Below are 16,047 nucleotides of genomic sequence, written 5' to 3'. Positions count from 1 at the left end.
TCGGTCATCGTCCGATAAACGGTTTTATGTTCGATTATCGGATTCCATTGAAAATCTCCCGCCAATCCGCATCGTGAAGCACGTCGTCATCCGTCAACTCCCACCCGCCGATCCCGCCGTGGTCGAACACCTGCGCATGCTCGGCGTCGCCACCGTGCACGAGGCCATGGGCCGCGTCGGCCTGATGCGTCCGCACATGCGACCCCTGTTCGATGGCGCACAAGTGGCCGGCCGCGCCGTCACGGTGCTGACGACGCCGGGGGACAACTGGATGATCCACGTGGCCTGCGAAGTCTGCGCTCCCGCAGACGTGCTGGTGGTTGCGTGCACCGCCGACAGCACGGACGGCATGGTCGGCGACCTGCTGGCGACGCTGATGCAGGCGCGGGGCGTCTCGGGCCTTGTGCTGGACGCGGGCTGCCGCGACGTGCGCCAGATCCGCGCGATGAAGTTCCCGATATGGAGCAAGGCGATCTCGGCGCAAGGCACCGTGAAAGCCACGCTCGGCGCCGTCAACGTGCCCGTGGTCTGCGCGGGCGCCGCCGTGCAGGCCGGCGACGTGATCGTGGCGGACGACGATGGCGTGGTCGTGGTTCCGCATGCACGGGCCGCGGAGGTGGCACGCGCCGCCCAGGAACGCAGCGATCGCGAGGAGACCGCGCGGGTGCGCATGGCCGCCGGCGGCCCCGCCGCCGCGGCCATGGGCGCGATGCGCCAGCGGCTGGTCGACCTCGGCATGGTCTGGGTCGACACGCCGGCGGATGCTGGGCTCCAGGCCGCCCCCTCCACACACTCCCTGACTGGAACCCCATGAAACTCGTGACCTTCCGCACGCGCGACGCGCGTATCGGCTACGGCGTCGTCAGCCGCAACGGTATCGTCGATGCGAGCAACCACCTCGGCGCGGACTGGCCCACGTTGCGCTCCGCCCTCGAAGGCGACCAGCTCGACAAGCTGCGCAACCTCGCGAACCTGCCCCCCGACCACGACCTCCAGGCCGTCGAGCTGCTGCCGCCGCTGCCGGAGCCGCCGAAGCTGATCATGATCGGCCTGAACTACCGGGCCCACCAGCGCGAGCTCGGCTTGCCCGAGCCGAAGAACCCGGTGGTGATCCCGCGCTACGCCAACAGCCAGGTGGGACACGAGCAAGCGCTGGTGCGCCCGCGAGTGTCCGAACAGTTCGACTACGAAGGCGAGCTGGCCGTCGTGATCGGCAAGCGCGCGCGCGCCGTGTCGGTGGACCAGGCGATGGACTGCGTCGCCGGCTATGCGTGCTACATGGACGGCACACTGCGCGACTTCCAGAAGCACAGCACCCAGGTCGGCCCGGCCAAGAGCTTTCCGGCCACGGGCGCCTTCGGGCCCTGGATCGTCACGGCGGACGAGATCGCCGACCCGGCGCAGCTGGATCTCGTCACGCGGCTGAACGGCCGGATTGTGCAGAGCACCTCGCTGAGCGACATGATCTGGTCGGTTCCCCAGCTGGTGGCCTATCTCTCCGTGTTTCTCGAACTGCAGCCGGGCGACGTCATCTGCACCGGCACCACGAGCGGCGTGGGCTCCATGCGCACGCCGCCGCTGTGGCTGAAGGCCGGCGACCGCGTGGAAGTTGAGATTTCGTCGATCGGCACGCTCTCGAATCCCGTCGTCGCGGAGGAATGATGGAAAGGCGCATCCTCGGCCGCACAGGCCTCGACGTATCGGCCATCGGGTTCGGGTGCGGCATGGTGGGTGGGCTGATGGTGGGCGGCAGCGTCGCCGACCAGGAGAACGCCGTGGCACACGCCCTCGATTGCGGCATCGACTACTTCGACACGGCCCCTTTCTATGGCGGCGGACAGTCGGAAGCGAACCTCGGGCGGGTGCTCAAGCAACTGCGCCGCCGCGCGGTCGTCGGCACCAAGATCCGCATCGACCCCGCGACCCGGGACGACCCGGCACAGATGCACAAGCTCGGCACCCTGATCGCCGCGTCCGCAGAAGACAGCCTGCGCCGCCTCGGCACGGAGTGCCTCGACCTGCTCCAACTGCACAACCCGGTATCGGTATCGCGGGCCGGCAGTGGCCTCACGCCCGGCGTAGTGCTCGAGGAGGTGCTTCCCGCGTTCCAGCGCCTGGTCCGAGAGGGCAAGGTCCGCTTCGTGGGCATGTCGGCACTGGGCCATGCACCCGACGCCATTCAAGTACTGGAGCATGGCGGGTTCGATACGGCTCAAGTCGCGTACAGCCTGTTGAATCCATCGGCCGAAACGCCTCTGCCCCCGGCGGCACAGGCAGAAGACTATGGACGGTTGCTGGAACCCGTGCGGCGCGGCGGCATCGGTGTGATCGGCATCCGCTTGCTGGCGGGCGGCTCGCTCAGTGGTTCGGTCGAACGGCATCCCACTGCCATGCGCTCGGTGGTTCCGCTCGGCCAGGGCACGGGCTCCGGCAAGGACTACGAGCAGGACGTCGCATATGCGCGTCGGTTCGGCTTCCTCGTGCAAGAGGGCCTGGCGCGCAGTCTGGTGGCGGCCGCTTTGCGCTACGGACTGTCCAACCCCACGATGCACACGCTCGCAATCGGTTTCTCGAGCCGCGAACAGCTGACCGAAGCCGCCCAGGCAGCCGCCGACGGGCCGTTCGATCGCGAAACTCTGCAACGCATCTCGCGCGTCCAGATGGAACTCGGGCTGGCAGCCGGGTGACGCCCTTGTCGGACCCGTGTTACCGCAAGCAGCTCGCTACGATCGGTGCCTCGACGTGCCGGCTCCACGCTGGAGGCCGCCACAGCGCTTGCCTATCTCCAATGACAAGTCAAACCGACAGCGCACGCCGGTAACGGCGAAACTGGTCCTGGATCAGTATCTTGTCCGTACCGACCAGGAAGCGCGAAACGCCAAGCTCCCGCCATGCGTCCAGCTGGCGTTTCGCGCTCGGCAGTTCGGCGGCAAAGACGGGCATGAACAAGGGAATGCCACTGGCTTTCGCCGCGCGAACCATGCGCTGCAGCCCACTGAGCACCTCTTCGTGGAGCACGTTGCCTCGATGTCCCATCGCGACGGACAGGTCGAAGGGACCGGCCACGACTGCGCGCAATCCCTCGACGGCACAAATGGCCTCGATCGCATCCACACCCGCACGTGTTTCCACGAGCGCAAGAACTCCGTGTTCCGCCTCTTGGGCGTCCTCGTACGCCGGCCAGTCGGAAGTCGAGTGACTCGCCGACCGCACGCAGGGGCACGCGCCCCGAGTTCCGCGCGGCGCGAAGCGCGCTGCCGCCACCGCGGCCGCAGCCTGGTCTGCGGACTCGACTGCTGGTGCCACGATGCCAGTTGCACCCGCATCCAGTGCGCGGCCGATCCAGCTGCGGTCATTCGACGGCACGCGCAACAGGGCTGCGAGACCCGCCACCCGGCACGAGCGAACCATGGCCTCGGCTGTCTCGAGGCCGAACGCTGCATGTTCGCAGTCGATCACAGTGAAGTCGAAGCCGGCGCCTCCCAACATCTCCAGCACGTCGGGCGACGAGAGCTGGGACCAGGTTCCGAACAGTTCAGCCGAGCCGGCGAGAAGTTCTTTCAAGGTAGTCATGGCGAATCCGTTTTGACTTTCCGGGTAATCTTGCTATGATTGTCCGACAAACCGGCAAAACGGCCAACTGGCGATCTACCCCCCGTTTTCTACAACTTGCGCAGCGGCGCAGACCCAGGAGACTCCGTGCGAACGACGACCCCCATCGAAAAGCCGCAGGACCTTCGCCTGCCCGCCGAACGCGGTCAGCAGGAAGGCCCGATGACGATGACTTCCCTGCGCCGGCGCGACTTCGTCCAGCTCGCGATCGCTTCGTCTGCAGCTGTGGCACTGCCTCATGCTGCGCACGGCCAGCCTGCGCCTTACCCCTCCAAGCCGATATCGCTGGTGCTCAGCCTGCCCGCGGGCAGTTCGTTCGATGTGCAGGCACGCGCGCTGATCGTCCCGCTGGCGAGAGAGTTGAAGCAGACCGTTATCGTGTTGAATCAGCCCGGCGTGTCCGCAACGATGGGCATGTTGACTGTGGCGAAAGCCGCGCCGGACGGCTACACGGTCGGCATCGCCTCGTCGACGCTGTTCCGTCTGCCGCACATGCAGAAGGTCAGCTACGACGCGCTGAACGACTTCACCTTCATCATCGGCCTGAACAGTTCGCCGCACGGCATCGTGGTGCGGCACGACTCGCCGTACAAGTCGTTTGCCGAACTTGTCGCCGATACCCGGGCGAGACCGGGCAAGGTATCGTGGTGTTCCCTCGGCACCGGGACACCGGGCCACATCGCCACGGCGCGTCTGGCGAAAATAGCGCACATCGAGCCGAACATCGTTCCCTACAAAGGCGGTCCCGAGATGTGGACGGCCCTCCAGGGTGGGCACATCGACGCTGTCGTGGCCAGTGGCTTTGGCGCCTTCGTCGATCAAGGCAAGATGCGCCTGCTTGCGACCTTCGAGCCGCAGCGCGTCAAGCATTGGCCGGACGTGCCGACAGTCAAGGAGCTTGGCTACGACATCGTCATGTCGCCATTGTCGGGCGTCGCTGGACCCAGGGGTATGGATCCCAAGGTAGTTCAGGTGCTGCACGATGCGTTCCGCACGAGCATGGCGGACCCGGCCTATCAGGCTGTACTGGCATCGCAGGGTGAGCTCTCCACCTATCTGAGCACCGCCGACTACGACCGCTACGCGCGCGCCTCATTCCAGAACGAGAAGCGCATGCTCGACGAGATCGGGTTCAAGCCCTGATCCGGTTCAAGCCCCCGGCGGGGCCTGAGCAAGCCGGGGGTCTCCGCGCCGCGGGGACGTTCAGACGAAGCCGCGGCCGCCGTTGACGGCCAAGTGCTGTCCTGTGATGAAGCGCGCATCGTCGCTCGCGAGAAATGAGATGGCGTTGCCGATGTCCTCAGGCTCGCCCATCATCTTCATCGGCACTTCCGAAATGTTCTTGGCCTTGATCTCGGGAGGAATGCGGTCGAGACCTTTGGTGTTGGTCACTCCCGGGGACACCACGTTGACGTTGACGTGGAAAGGCGCCAGTTCGATCGCCAGCGCGCGCGTGAACCCAAGGAGCGCCGACTTCGCCGCGGCGTAGTCGACCATCTTCGGCGATGGCGACAGCCACACCGTGGACGAGACGTTGACGATCTTGCCCTGTCGCCGCTCGCGCATGCCGGGCACGACCTGGCGCGTGCACAGCATCGCGCTCACCAGGGAGCGGTCGATCACCAGGCGCCATGTCTGCGACTCCGACTCGTAAAACTCCGAAGAACGCTCTCGTGCCCCCCCGCCGACGCAGTTCACCAGGATGTCGATGCGACCGAACCGTCGTTCGATTTCGGAGAAGGTCTTGCGCACCGCGTCTTCCTGCGTCACATCCAGTTCCACGGCGACAGCCTCGGCCCCCGCGGCCCGGATCTCGGCGCAGGCCTCCTCCAGCTCCGGGGCGATGTCGATGGCCACCACCACGGCGGCTCCGTTGCGGGCAATGCGGATGGCGGACGCCCGGCCGATGCCGTTGGCTGCAGCGGTGACAACGGCGATCTTGCCTTCGGCACGACGCGGGGACCAGGGTTGGGTCATGAGTGTCTCCTTTGATCCTGAATTGTCGGACCAGAATATGATTCGGTCAACGAGAGGAGCACGATTCAGCGCAATAAACAAGGGTTAACCCTATGGCAAGTCGTTGCTTACGGTTCAACAATCCGACAAGTTCAATAGGAAACAGACCATGCAGAACTATCGTCGCGGCGAGCCCATTCGAGGGGAATCGGCTTGGCGAGCCGACACGTTCAAGACACCGGCCGACTTCACCGTCACGATCCCGCAGCCGGTGATCGCGGAATTCGAGGTCCTGATGACCCGTGAGCCGTTTCGGACGCAGCCCTTCCATCGCATCCAGCTCGAAGAGTTCAATCCCGTCGCGCTCAACGCCTTCATGAGAGATCACGTCCGCCCCCAGGTCTACGGGGGCAGAGGCTTCGTGCTCCTGGATGGCCTGGACGCCAGCCGCTACTCGCTCGAGCAGCTCGAGAAGTTCTACTGGCTCCTCGGCCAGACGCTCGGCGAACCCCTTTCGCAAAGCGCGGCGGGCGACTTTCTGGGCCATGTCGAGGACCGTACCGCGCCGGGCGCAAAGGAATCCGCGCGTGGCTACATCGGACGGCGCGTCCTTCCGCTGCACACCGACGGGGGCGACGTAATGGGCCTGATGTGCGTGCGAACGTCGCGCAGCGGGGGCACCACCGTGATGTCGAGCGTGCACACGATTTACAACGAGCTGCTGGAACGATCGCCGCAGCTGCTGCAGCCCCTTTTCCGCGGCTACAGGTACCACCGTCGCGGCGAGCAGGCGGATGGCGCACCGATCGTCACGCCCTACTACGTGCCGGTGTTCCAGGATGTCGACGGGATGCTCTCGTCACACTACGTGCGCTCATCGATCGAAGTCGCCCATCGTGAACTGGGGCAACCGCTGGAAGGCGTGGATCTGGAGGCACTGGATGCATTCGATCGCGCCGGCAACAGCACGGCCAACCGTATCGAATTCGACCTGCGGCCAGGCCAGGTGCTTCTGGCCAACAACTACACCACGCTGCACGCCCGCACGGAATTCGAGGACTTCGAGGAGAAGGAGCGCAAGCGCCTGATGCTGCGCCTGTGGCTGGTGAGCAGCCCGCGCTGGAACGTGCCGCAGCAGATGTTCGTCTACGAGAACAAGTCGGGCCGTCCGGGCGTCGACCCCAAGCCTGGCGGCTCCCCCGCCTCGGCCGATTACCTGCATCGCTACGCCAGCACTTCCGCCGCCATGGCGCACGAGCAGGTGAAGCGCTCCACCGAACGCGCCTAAGGCGGCGCCACTTTCATCACCTCTCCTCAAGGAACTCGCATGGGAAAAGACCTCGGCTGCGCCATCATCACGGGCGGTGTGGGCAATATCGGCAGCGAAGTGACGCGGCGGCTCGCCGCGGACGGCTTCGCGGTCTTCGTGATCGACGTCGCCGAGGACAAGCTCGACGCCATGACGAAGGAGGTGGAGGGGGCCGGCGGCCGCATGAAAGGCATTGTGGCCGACGTGCGTTCCGGTGCCCAGATGAAGGAGGCGGTCGCGCTCGCGCAGAAGACCTACGGGCCCATCAACGCCCTGGTCCATATCGTCGGGCATTCGGGTGCGAAGCGCGTCACGGACATCGAGGACATCGACGACGAGCTGTGGGCCGAGTTGATCGACCTCAATCTCAACAGCACCTTCGTCGTGAACCGCGCGGTCGTGCCGGTGATGAAGGCCCAGAAGTACGGACGCATCGTCAACTTCTCCACCGCCGGATCGAACGGGACCCGGTCGCCCGTATCCGGAACGCGCCTGCCCTATATCGCGGCCAAAGCCGGCGTCAACGGCCTCACGCGCCAGCTCGCCTTCGACCTGGCCGACCAGAACATCACGGCGAACATCGTCATGCCCGGCCTGGTGCTCGGCAAGCCGGGCACGCGCATTCGCGACGCCTGGGAAAAGAACATGACCGCGCAGCAGATCGCCGAGGTGTTCAAGCTGTTCCCCCCCAACCGTCCGGCGGAGCCGGAAGAGGTCGCCGCAGCCGTGGGCTTCCTCGTGTCGCCGGATGCCAGCTACGTCAATGGGCAGGTCATCCGGCTGGACGGCGGAAAGAACTAGCTGGAACAGAGACCGCCAAGCGAAAAGGGCCCGCTTTCGGCGGGCCCTTTTCGTCTTTTCCTCGCCCTACTGGGGGACGAGTCCGAGCGTATCGATCATCTTCCGGTAGTAAGCGACCGAACTGGCAATCACCTTCCCGAACTCCGTGGGGTTGCGCCAACCGACATCCATGTAGAACTGGTTCAGGCGCTCCTTGTTGGCAGGTTGTTCTATCGCCACCTTCACGGCGTTCGCCAGCGTCGCACGCAAAGCCAGGGGCGTTCCTGCGGGTGCCAGAACCCCGTACCAGCCATCGATCGCATAGCCCGGGATGAACTCGGAAATCGCCGGCACGTCGGGCGCGAGGTCGCTGCGCTTGCTGGTGGCAACGCCGAGGACGCGCAGCTTGCCGGCCTTGATCTGACCCATCAAGCTGTCGTTCTGCGAGCTGATCTGCATCTTTACCTGGCCGCCGATCAGCGCGGTGGCAACTTCGGAGCCTCCCTTGAACGGCACGTGGAGAATCTTCATGCCACCGAGCTTCTCGAGCATGATCGCCGAAATGTGGCCACCACTGTTGTTGCCCGCATTTCCACACTCGATGCCCGCAGGCAGCGTGCGGGAATAAGCAATCAGTTCGGGCACGGTCTTGGCAGGGACGCTCTCGTGCACGATCAGGAAGTTCGGCACGTTGCCTACCATCGCCACCGGATCGAGATCCTTCAGAGGATCGTAGGCGGGCGCCTTCTGAAGCAGCGGCGTCGCGACGTACCCCGAGTTGTGGAACAGCAAGGTGGCGCCATCCGGCGGCGCCGCCTGGACGTACTTTGTCCCGATGACGGCAGCCGCGCCGGCCTTGTTCTCGACGATGACGGTTCGCTTGAGCGTCTTGGCCATCGACTCCGCCATGATGCGCGCCATGACGTCCATGGCGCCGCCGGCTGAATAAGGCACGCACAGCTTCGTGATGTTCTGCTGCGCCCACAGCGGCCGCACGCTGGCCGCAATCGGCGCCAGTGCGGCAAGACGTACGAGTTCTCGGCGCTTCAACATATCGATGTCTCCTAGGTATTGTGATTCAGTCGAACATGGGAGCCAGGCGCTGGGCGAGCGCCTGCTTGCAGAGACCGCGGTCGCTGCCCATCATGAACACGCGAGCGCCAAGTTTCATCCACCGGGCCTTGTCGCGCTTGAAAGAGTCGGGCGACTGCGTCGGGTCGGCCGGGTCGAACGGTTGTTTCAGCGGCATCGGATAGCGGCTGAAGGTGATGCCGGCCGCCAGCAGCTTGGCCGTCATGTCGGAATAGATGCGGTCGAGGGCGGGATGATCGCGGCGGCCTTCGAAACCGAGCGCGTGCGAGAGGTCGAACGTTCCGATGCCGACCCAGTCGATGCCTGGGACCTTCAGAATCTCGTCGAAGTTCGCAATGCCCTCTTCGGTCTCGATCAGCGGTACGACAACGGTGTTGCGGTTCGACCAGCGGAAGAACTTTCCCCAATCGTCGGCTTGATGGCCCGCCGCGCGGATGCCGGGACATGCGCCGCGCGCACCGCCGTTGTCGCCCTCGCGGTACTTCACCGCGGCCACGATGTCTCGCATCTGTTTCGCGGTGGCCACTTCCGGCACGTAGACGCCCATGGCGCCGGCCTCGATCACCTTGCCGATGAATACGGGGTTGTGGTCGGGCACGCGCACGAGAGGTGTGACGCGCACCGCCTCCGCCGCGCGAATCAGCCGCATGGCCGCGGCGAGATCCAGCGAGCCATGCTCGCAGTCGATGACGACGAAGTCATAGCCCACCAGACCCGCGATTTCCACCATCTCGGCGCAGTCCATCTGAATGAAAACGCCGTGGACCGCCTTGCCTTCGGCAATGCGCTCCTTCAGGGGGTTGTTGTGCGGGTACATGATCGCCATTCGATTCGATGCCGCATTTTGCCCGACGGTCCGACAAAAATCAATGCCACGCGAGGAGCTTCCGGGCGGAGCGGCCCAAGATCCACTCCCTGTCGCTGTCCGCCAGGGCGGCAGCGTGTCGCAAGTAGAAAAGCGACTCGGCCCATGTGGTCCCCGTGCGGATCGCAGTGAAGTCGCTCGCCCACAGGATGCGCTCGACGCCAAAAGCATCGATGGAGCGCTGCAGGTACTGGATGCAGTCTGCAAACGGATAACTCGTGGCGCTGAGCTTCGCGGGCGCGTGGCACCACTTGAGGTGCAAGTTCGGAAGGCGGGCCAGCGGCAGGACATCGGTCGTGAAGCGCTGCGCGTTGCTCGGCATGCCGCAGTGATCCAGGACGAAGCGCAGATCGGGGAACGCCTCCAGCGAGGCGCGCAGCGTCGGCGCGCGGTCCGTTGGCAGCAGCACGAAGAGAGGCAGGCCGCTGCGCTGGGCCGCCCTGAAGAAGCTGGAATAGGCGCCCTGCTCCAGCGCCATCACTTCGGACTCGGCGCGCACGTCGACACGGACGGCGCGTACATGCGGGTGCTGCGCGGCCAATTCGAACAACGCCTCGACCATGGGGTCGTCGCGCGTGAGCTTGACCAGGTAGGCGAATCGATCGGGGTGCTGGAAGCTCGCCATTTCCGCACCCGGGTGTACGCGCCGCCGCGCACCGTTGACCAGCGAGAAGGCGTTGGTCGGCGTGCCGCCGGCGTCGAGCGCCCAGTATTCGTCGATCAAGGTAGAGCGGATTCCGAGCGCATCCATCGCCGCCAGACCCTGGCGGGCGTCCATGTTGAGGAACAGGTGCACTTGCGAGTCGACGACGTCCACGGCCGTCACTTCGCAGGAACAGCCGCTTCGTCGGCTCGCAACGTTGTCGCCATCGAGGCGGCCGGTGCGCAGGCGAAGGTGAAGCCATCGCCCTTGCGCAGGATGCGGAAGGCGTGGGGCGCGCCAAAGTGCGCGGGGAAAACGGTCGTCCCGGTGTCCGCGGCTTCGGCCAGAATGCGCCGGCGCGTGCGTTCGGCCTCCGGTTTGTCCTCGCAGTACGGACAAGCCCAGTCGGGATGCAGAACCTGCATCGGCTGGTGCATCGCGTCGCCGGTGAAGATGCCGCTTTCTCCGTTCGAGCGGACCCGCACGGCGAGCTGGCCAGGTGTGTGCCCGTAGGCCGGCTCCACGGTGATGCCGGGGAGCACCGTGTCACCCGCCCCGACGGTGTCGACGAGGCCCGCGAGAAGCACGGGCGTGACGCTGTCTGCGACCCAACGCGCCACATCGCCGGGACGGGACAGTGTCTTCGGGCTCGTGAAGTGCGCAAGCTCGCTCGCCCCCATGATGTACCGCGCATTCGGAAAAGTCGGCACCCATCGGCCGTCCACTTCCATGGTGTTCCATCCCACGTGGTCGCTGTGCAGGTGCGTGTTGATCACGTGCGTGACGCACTCGGGTTCCACGCCGGCCGCGCGCAGGTGCTCGAGGTAGGGCGTCTTCAGGCGGTGGAAGCGCCCCTTGAAACGCGGATCAGGCCGGTCCTTGCCGTTGCCGACTCCCGTGTCGATCACGACGACATGCTTGCCGTCGCGCAAGACCCAGCTGTGAATGGAAGACACGAGGCGACCGGTGTCGCGCTGGAAGAAGCGCTCGGTCGCGAGCGAGGGCTCCTCCTCGAACACCGAGGCGTCGAACTTCTGGAAGAAATCGCCCGCGATCGAGGCGGGGCCGATCAGTTCTTCGACGCGGACGACGGAAAAATCCCCGATGCGGAAATGGAACATGAGCACTCCTGGCAGGCTGGTGTGGTTCGCTGGGGTTACGTGTCTGCGGGGGCGCAGAGGGCGACGAGCCGCTCCACGTCATCCAGCGCCTCGATGTCGCGGACCATATCGACGATGCGCTGCGCACGGGCTGCGCCAATGAGCGGCTCGGCCATGCGGCGAAACCGTGCAGTGCAGTCTTCGGGGGTGACAGGGTTCTCGGGTTCGCCCCGCGGGAAGTCCAGCGCGCTGCGCAGCCGGCGGCCGTCCTTCACGAGGACATCCATCGCCAGCCCGAGGCGCTGCGGATACGCAGCTTCCAGCGCGTCGTCGAGTCCGACCGAAACCTTCGACATCAGCTGCCGCGTGCGCGGATCGTTCAGCCGCTCGAGCGTGAATTTGTCATTGAACACATCGCCCGCGAGCAATGCAGTTGCCACGACGTACTCGATGCAAAACAGCGCCCCGCTGACCGTCGAAGGGTTGCGCACGGAAACCTTCAGCGCAAGCGCGAAGGTTCGCACCTCGATCGCTTCGACGTCGTCGGCGCGAAGGCCGTGATCGCGCATCAATTGCAAAGTGGCGTCGGCTGCCGCATTGGTGTAGCGGCACCCGTCGTGAATTTTCGCTGCGACGTACGGCAGCCCCCAGTCGCGCCCCAGGGCGGCCGCCACGGAAGCGCCGTCCACAGGCTGGCCGAAACACTCGAAGAAGCCTGGCGTGCCGTCGAGGCTTCCGCCTTCGAGGATGCGGCGGTTGCCGAGCACGCCCTGCCGCGCGAGCAGCGCAGCCAGTACGCCGCCCTCGCTGGCGCGGCCGAACTGGCTGCGCCCTCCGTCGATGGCCGCATAGGCATCCAGCAGCCCGCCGCCGGTGGTGGCAGCCAGCGCCAGCGCGTTGGCGGTCCGCGGCGCATCCAGGCCGAGGATGCGCGAAGCCGCGGCTGCGGCAGCAAAAGGGCCGATCACCGTGGTCGGCACGAACCCGCGATCGGCCGGTCGCGTCGCGCGGCCCAGGGCCGTCAGCACCTCGTAGCCCGCAACGATGCCCCCCAGCAAATCGCGGCCGCTCGCATGCGCCAGTTGCGCCGCGGCCAGCGCCGCCGGAACCGTGACGATGCCGGGGTGAGTCACGCTGAAGCGGCACGTGTCGAGCAACGCCGGCGATGCGCTGCTGTTGAGGTACGTGGCCGCGAGGGCGGGAAGCTTCAGGCCTCGGCCCAGCACCGTTGCCTCCTGCGCACCGCCGTTGGGTTCGATGACTTCGCGCATAGCCTGCGCCGTGCCGCGATGCACTCCCCAAAGCGCACTGCCAAGCGCATCCAGCAGGCGCCAGCGGGCAGCGTCCACGACGTGCTGCGGAAGGCGGCGAGCGTCCAGGCGCGACACGAACGCAGCCAGCGCGTCGATCAGCGACGGGGTGACGTCGGTCGAATCCAAGGAATTTACTGCGGCTCGAGGCCGAGCTCCTTGATCAGGTCACGGTACATCGATTGGTAGCGAACGATGTCCTTGGCCACTTCGGCCGGCGGCTTGTAGAGGGTCTGCACGTTCAAGGCCGCGAACCTCTCGCGCGTTCCCGGCTCCGCGACGGCGAGCTCCAGCGCCTTCGTGATCGCGCCGAGTTTCTCCGGCGCCACGCCCGGCACGGCGAAGACGGAGAAGTACCCCTCGAACGGCCACGCGCCAGGGATGAACTGACTCACGGGCGGCGCGCCGGGCGCAAATGTCGAAACCACCGGCGCGGCGGTGGCGATGATGCGCACCGAGCCGTCCTTGATGTGTGAGGCGAGCGCGTCCGTCGTCGTGTTGAACTGGAACTTCGAGTCGCCCGTGATCAATGCCATGGTCGCGTCTGCGGATCCTTTGTACGGCACGTGAACGACGTTGACGCCGGTGCGTTTGCCGAACAGCGCGGCCGCGATGTGGGCGCCCGTATTGATGCCGTTGTTGCCCGCGGAAATCCCCCCGGGAAGCGTCTTGGCGTATGCGATCAGTTCGGGCACGGTCTTGGCCGGAACGTCCTTCGGCACCATCAGGAACAGGTCGCTGCGGCCCACGGTGGCCACGGGAACGATGTCGGTGTTGGGGTTGTAAGTGGCCGTTTTCTGCAGCATCGGTGCAATCACGAGCGCGAGGTCACGCATCAGCACGGTATCGCCGTCGGCAGGCGCCGCCTGCAGGGCGTGCAAGCCGATCAGGCCTCCCGCGCCTGGCTTGTTGTCCACGACCACGGGGCGATGCAGGGTCTTGCGCATCGAATCGGCAAGGATTCGTGCCATTGCATCGGTCTGGCCGCCGGCCGGGTACGGGACGATGATCTTCAGCGGCCGCGCATCTGTCTGGGCGATGGCGGAAAAGGGCAGCGCTGCTATTGCTGCGAAGGCAAGCGCAGCCAGGCTGGCAAGCTGTCTCATGGAATATCCTTGCGTTGAAAACAGTCCGACAATGTACCAAATACAGATGAGAGCCGACTCGGGTTTTCACCTATTACAGGTCAATTTGAACCCTTTAGAACTCAATAAACGGACGATCCGCTGGACATTTCAGGAATGATCCTCGTAATATCCGCAATCATAGTCCGACAATTATTGCCGACATGCACATCAGCGACATCGTCGATCCGCACCGTTCCGCCGGTACGCGCACCACGTTCGGCACCCGCAACCGCCTGAAGCTCGGCCTCTTCGGAGCCAACCTGGCCGGCATCGGCATGACAGCCGTGCCCGAGCGATGGATGGCCGACTGGGACGCCAACGTCGCGGTGGCGCAGATGGCGGAGGAGGCGGGACTCGACTTCCTGCTTCCCGTGGCGCGCTGGAAAGGCTACGGCGGCACCACCGATCCCCAGGGCACCTCCCTCGAGACGATCACCTGGGCGACCGCCTTGCTCGCGCTGACCCGGCGCATCACCGTGTTCGCGACCGTTCACGTGCCGCTGATCAACCCCGTGCTGGCGGCGAAGCAGTGCGTGACCGCCGATCACGTTGGCAAGGGCCGCTTTGGCCTCAACATCGTGTGCGGCTGGAACGACGACGAATTCCAGATGTTCGGCGTGCCCCGGTCCCAGGAGACGCGATACGAATACGCCCGCGAGTGGCTCGATGCCGTGAAGGACATCTGGGCCCGCACGGACACCTTCGACGTGGAGGGCCGGCACATTCGCCTGCACGGCGTGCGGGCCATGCCGAAGCCCTATGGCGACAGCCGGCCCCTGCTTCTGAACGCCGGCCAATCGCCGGAGGGCACGGCCTTTGCGCTGGACAACTGCGACGTCCTGTTCTCCGCGCCCCCCGGGCGTGACCCCTCGAAGCTTGCACCCACCATCGACCGCATCCGCACGGCCGCGGACAAGCCGCACTTCCCGATCTTCACTGCCTGCGTGGTGATCTGCCGCGAGAGCCGCCAGGAGGCCGAGGAGTTCCAGCAATACTGCACCGAGCATGCCGACGAGGAAGCCGTGAACAACCTGCTGTCGGCGAAGCAGCGTTCGGGGCGCGCCATTCCCGCCGGAGAGCTGGACGCGGTTCGACGCGATGTCGCCAAGGCAACGGCGGTCTACCTCGTGGGCAGCGCCGATGACGTCGCGGCACAGCTGGAACACATGCACTCGAGCGGCGCAAACGGCGTCGCGATGATGTTCACCAACCAGTTGCAGGAACTACCCTTCTTCAACGCGCAGGTGCTGCCCCGTCTGGAGCGCATGGGGCTGCGCAGTGCCTGAAGCGCCCAAGGCAGGGACGATCGATGCCGCCGAGTTCCGCCGCCTGCTCGGGACGTTTCCCACCGGGGTGGCAATCATCACCACCCGGACCGCGGGTACGGAGCCGGTTGGACTCACGTGCAACTCGTTCAGCTCCGTTTCGCTCGAGCCGCCGCTCGTCCTGTTCAGCCTGCGCAAGGCAAGCAGCTCGCTCGGGGCATTTCTGGCCGCGCCTTCCTTCGCCATCAATATCCTGTCGCAGGAACAGGACGCCCTGTCCGCCCGCTTCGCCAGCAGCAGGATCACCGACAAATTCGAAGGTATCGCCTGGTCCGCGGGCAGCCGGGGCTTGCCGCTGATCGACGACTGCCTGGCAAGTTTCGAGTGCCGCGTCCACGCAAGCCACGAGGCGGGCGACCACGTGATCTTCATCGGCGAGGTGGAGTCCATGCGCGGCGGCGAAACCAACGAGGCGTTGGTCTTCTACAAGGGCGCCTACATGATGCTCGCGCAGTCGCTGCGCGCGATGGTCATGCAAGGCCGCGTGGACGTGACTGCGCTCGACGAGGCCAACCGCACCGTCTATGGCGGGTTGCTGCAGCTGGCGGGGGCCCGCGCCACCGAAGCCGACCTGGATGCGATCGACCGCGCAATCGATGACATCGAACGCCACGTCCGCGACGAAGAGTTGCCCGCGCGCGCGGAGGCGGCAGTGCGCTTTTTCGCCCGCATCGCCGACGCGGCGCACAGCGATGCGCTCGGACTCGTCGCCCAGACGTTGACCACGTTGCTGCGGCATCGCATGGTCTATTTGCACCCCATCCGCATGCGACAGGACCTGATCCCGCTGCGGCGAGAAATCGTTGCGCAATTGCGGCGACGCAACTCCGACGCGGCCGTGGCGGCGATGAACGACTTCATCCGTCGGCTCCGCGAGCCCGCTTGAGCCTCCTCATGCCGATTCGGCGACCGCACCTGCTGGCATCCG

16 protein-coding genes are annotated in these 16,047 nt (G+C 65.7%); 8 read left to right on the top strand and 8 right to left on the bottom strand.

The features are described from left to right. Positions 1–73 precede the first annotated feature (73 nt). The 3 genes from VHA82_RS15495 to VHA82_RS15485 are packed head-to-tail and all read left to right on the top strand — an operon-like array spanning position 74 to position 2,687. A complete protein-coding gene (locus VHA82_RS15495; RefSeq protein WP_325545265.1) occupies positions 74–814 on the top strand; it encodes a 4-carboxy-4-hydroxy-2-oxoadipate aldolase/oxaloacetate decarboxylase in 741 nt (246 codons plus the stop codon). Next, positions 811–1,662 carry a fumarylacetoacetate hydrolase family protein gene (locus VHA82_RS15490; RefSeq protein ID WP_325545262.1) on the top strand — a complete coding sequence of 284 codons (852 nt, stop codon included), beginning with the start codon at positions 811–813 and terminating at the stop codon, positions 1,660–1,662. The genes VHA82_RS15495 and VHA82_RS15490 overlap by 4 nt, the downstream gene beginning before the upstream one ends. Continuing rightward, positions 1,662–2,687 (top strand): aldo/keto reductase, encoded by a 1,026-nt coding sequence (locus tag VHA82_RS15485; protein ID WP_325545260.1) that lies wholly within the window; start codon positions 1,662–1,664, stop codon positions 2,685–2,687. The genes VHA82_RS15490 and VHA82_RS15485 overlap by 1 nt, the downstream gene beginning before the upstream one ends. A 109-nt stretch (positions 2,688–2,796) precedes the next feature. Here VHA82_RS15485 and VHA82_RS15480 read toward each other — a convergent pair whose 3' ends face one another. After that, positions 2,797–3,573: an HpcH/HpaI aldolase family protein gene (locus VHA82_RS15480; RefSeq protein WP_325545258.1), complete on the bottom strand. Its 777-nt coding sequence runs from the start codon at positions 3,571–3,573 to the stop codon at positions 2,797–2,799. A 126-nt stretch (positions 3,574–3,699) separates the two neighbouring features. On the opposite strand from VHA82_RS15480, the gene VHA82_RS15475 reads away from it, so the two are divergent. After that, complete coding sequence (locus VHA82_RS15475; protein ID WP_325545256.1) at positions 3,700–4,755, top strand: tripartite tricarboxylate transporter substrate binding protein; 1,056 nt, start codon at positions 3,700–3,702, stop codon at positions 4,753–4,755. A 60-nt stretch (positions 4,756–4,815) separates the two neighbouring features. On the opposite strand, the gene VHA82_RS15470 is transcribed toward VHA82_RS15475, so the two are convergent. Then, the gene (locus tag VHA82_RS15470) at positions 4,816–5,589 is read right to left on the bottom strand and encodes an SDR family NAD(P)-dependent oxidoreductase (protein ID WP_325545253.1); all 774 of its coding nucleotides are present in this window, start codon (positions 5,587–5,589) and stop codon (positions 4,816–4,818) included. Between the two features lie 148 nt (positions 5,590–5,737). Between VHA82_RS15470 and VHA82_RS15465 the strand changes: the two genes are divergently transcribed. Together VHA82_RS15465 and VHA82_RS15460 are read left to right on the top strand one after the other, a co-directional pair. Then, the gene (locus VHA82_RS15465) at positions 5,738–6,856 is read left to right on the top strand and encodes a TauD/TfdA family dioxygenase (protein ID WP_325545251.1); all 1,119 of its coding nucleotides are present in this window, start codon (positions 5,738–5,740) and stop codon (positions 6,854–6,856) included. A 39-nt stretch (positions 6,857–6,895) separates the two neighbouring features. Beyond that, positions 6,896–7,678 (top strand): SDR family NAD(P)-dependent oxidoreductase, encoded by a 783-nt coding sequence (locus tag VHA82_RS15460; protein ID WP_325545249.1) that lies wholly within the window; start codon positions 6,896–6,898, stop codon positions 7,676–7,678. 66 nt (positions 7,679–7,744) lie between these two features. On the opposite strand, the gene VHA82_RS15455 is transcribed toward VHA82_RS15460, so the two are convergent. Genes VHA82_RS15455 through VHA82_RS15430 form a run of 6 tightly spaced genes read right to left on the bottom strand, consistent with a single transcriptional unit; the run spans position 7,745 to position 13,773 of the window. Then, on the bottom strand, positions 7,745–8,710 hold the full coding sequence (locus VHA82_RS15455; protein ID WP_325545247.1) for a tripartite tricarboxylate transporter substrate binding protein: 966 nt from the start codon (positions 8,708–8,710) through the stop codon (positions 7,745–7,747). A 25-nt stretch (positions 8,711–8,735) separates the two neighbouring features. Continuing rightward, positions 8,736–9,566: an HpcH/HpaI aldolase family protein gene (locus VHA82_RS15450; protein ID WP_325545244.1), complete on the bottom strand. Its 831-nt coding sequence runs from the start codon at positions 9,564–9,566 to the stop codon at positions 8,736–8,738. A gap of 49 nt (positions 9,567–9,615) precedes the next feature. Further along, complete coding sequence (locus VHA82_RS15445; protein ID WP_325545242.1) at positions 9,616–10,431, bottom strand: amidohydrolase family protein; 816 nt, start codon at positions 10,429–10,431, stop codon at positions 9,616–9,618. Positions 10,432–10,436: 5 nt separating this feature from the next. Beyond that, on the bottom strand, positions 10,437–11,378 hold the full coding sequence (locus VHA82_RS15440) for an MBL fold metallo-hydrolase (protein WP_325545240.1): 942 nt from the start codon (positions 11,376–11,378) through the stop codon (positions 10,437–10,439). 35 nt (positions 11,379–11,413) lie between these two features. Continuing rightward, the gene (locus tag VHA82_RS15435) at positions 11,414–12,796 is read right to left on the bottom strand and encodes an MmgE/PrpD family protein (RefSeq protein ID WP_325545238.1); all 1,383 of its coding nucleotides are present in this window, start codon (positions 12,794–12,796) and stop codon (positions 11,414–11,416) included. A gap of 5 nt (positions 12,797–12,801) precedes the next feature. Then, positions 12,802–13,773: a tripartite tricarboxylate transporter substrate binding protein gene (locus VHA82_RS15430; protein WP_325545235.1), complete on the bottom strand. Its 972-nt coding sequence runs from the start codon at positions 13,771–13,773 to the stop codon at positions 12,802–12,804. Positions 13,774–13,955: 182 nt separating this feature from the next. On the opposite strand from VHA82_RS15430, the gene VHA82_RS15425 reads away from it, so the two are divergent. Continuing rightward, positions 13,956–15,080: an LLM class flavin-dependent oxidoreductase gene (locus VHA82_RS15425; protein ID WP_325545233.1), complete on the top strand. Its 1,125-nt coding sequence runs from the start codon at positions 13,956–13,958 to the stop codon at positions 15,078–15,080. Next, complete coding sequence (locus VHA82_RS15420) at positions 15,073–16,005, top strand: flavin reductase (RefSeq protein ID WP_325545231.1); 933 nt, start codon at positions 15,073–15,075, stop codon at positions 16,003–16,005. The genes VHA82_RS15425 and VHA82_RS15420 overlap by 8 nt, the downstream gene beginning before the upstream one ends. Positions 16,006–16,047: the final 42 nt, after the last annotated feature.

This window comes from Ramlibacter sp. (assembly GCF_035548915.1).
Taxonomy (GTDB): domain Bacteria; phylum Pseudomonadota; class Gammaproteobacteria; order Burkholderiales; family Burkholderiaceae_C; genus Ramlibacter.
The sequence above is the reverse complement of the archived record's forward strand: the minus strand, read 5'-3'. Positions and strand labels throughout refer to the sequence as shown.

Coding starts and splice junctions, on each gene's coding strand:
- VHA82_RS15425 (WP_325545233.1), top strand. CDS start 13,956: ATGCACATCAGCGACATCGTCGATCCGCACCGTTCCGCCGGTACGCGC.
- VHA82_RS15490 (WP_325545262.1), top strand. CDS start 811: ATGAAACTCGTGACCTTCCGCACGCGCGACGCGCGTATCGGCTACGGC.
- VHA82_RS15455 (WP_325545247.1), bottom strand. CDS start 8,710: ATGTTGAAGCGCCGAGAACTCGTACGTCTTGCCGCACTGGCGCCGATT.
- VHA82_RS15460 (WP_325545249.1), top strand. CDS start 6,896: ATGGGAAAAGACCTCGGCTGCGCCATCATCACGGGCGGTGTGGGCAAT.
- VHA82_RS15450 (WP_325545244.1), bottom strand. CDS start 9,566: ATGTACCCGCACAACAACCCCCTGAAGGAGCGCATTGCCGAAGGCAAG.
- VHA82_RS15440 (WP_325545240.1), bottom strand. CDS start 11,378: ATGTTCCATTTCCGCATCGGGGATTTTTCCGTCGTCCGCGTCGAAGAA.
- VHA82_RS15430 (WP_325545235.1), bottom strand. CDS start 13,773: ATGAGACAGCTTGCCAGCCTGGCTGCGCTTGCCTTCGCAGCAATAGCA.
- VHA82_RS15485 (WP_325545260.1), top strand. CDS start 1,662: ATGGAAAGGCGCATCCTCGGCCGCACAGGCCTCGACGTATCGGCCATC.
- VHA82_RS15480 (WP_325545258.1), bottom strand. CDS start 3,573: ATGACTACCTTGAAAGAACTTCTCGCCGGCTCGGCTGAACTGTTCGGA.
- VHA82_RS15470 (WP_325545253.1), bottom strand. CDS start 5,589: ATGACCCAACCCTGGTCCCCGCGTCGTGCCGAAGGCAAGATCGCCGTT.
- VHA82_RS15465 (WP_325545251.1), top strand. CDS start 5,738: ATGCAGAACTATCGTCGCGGCGAGCCCATTCGAGGGGAATCGGCTTGG.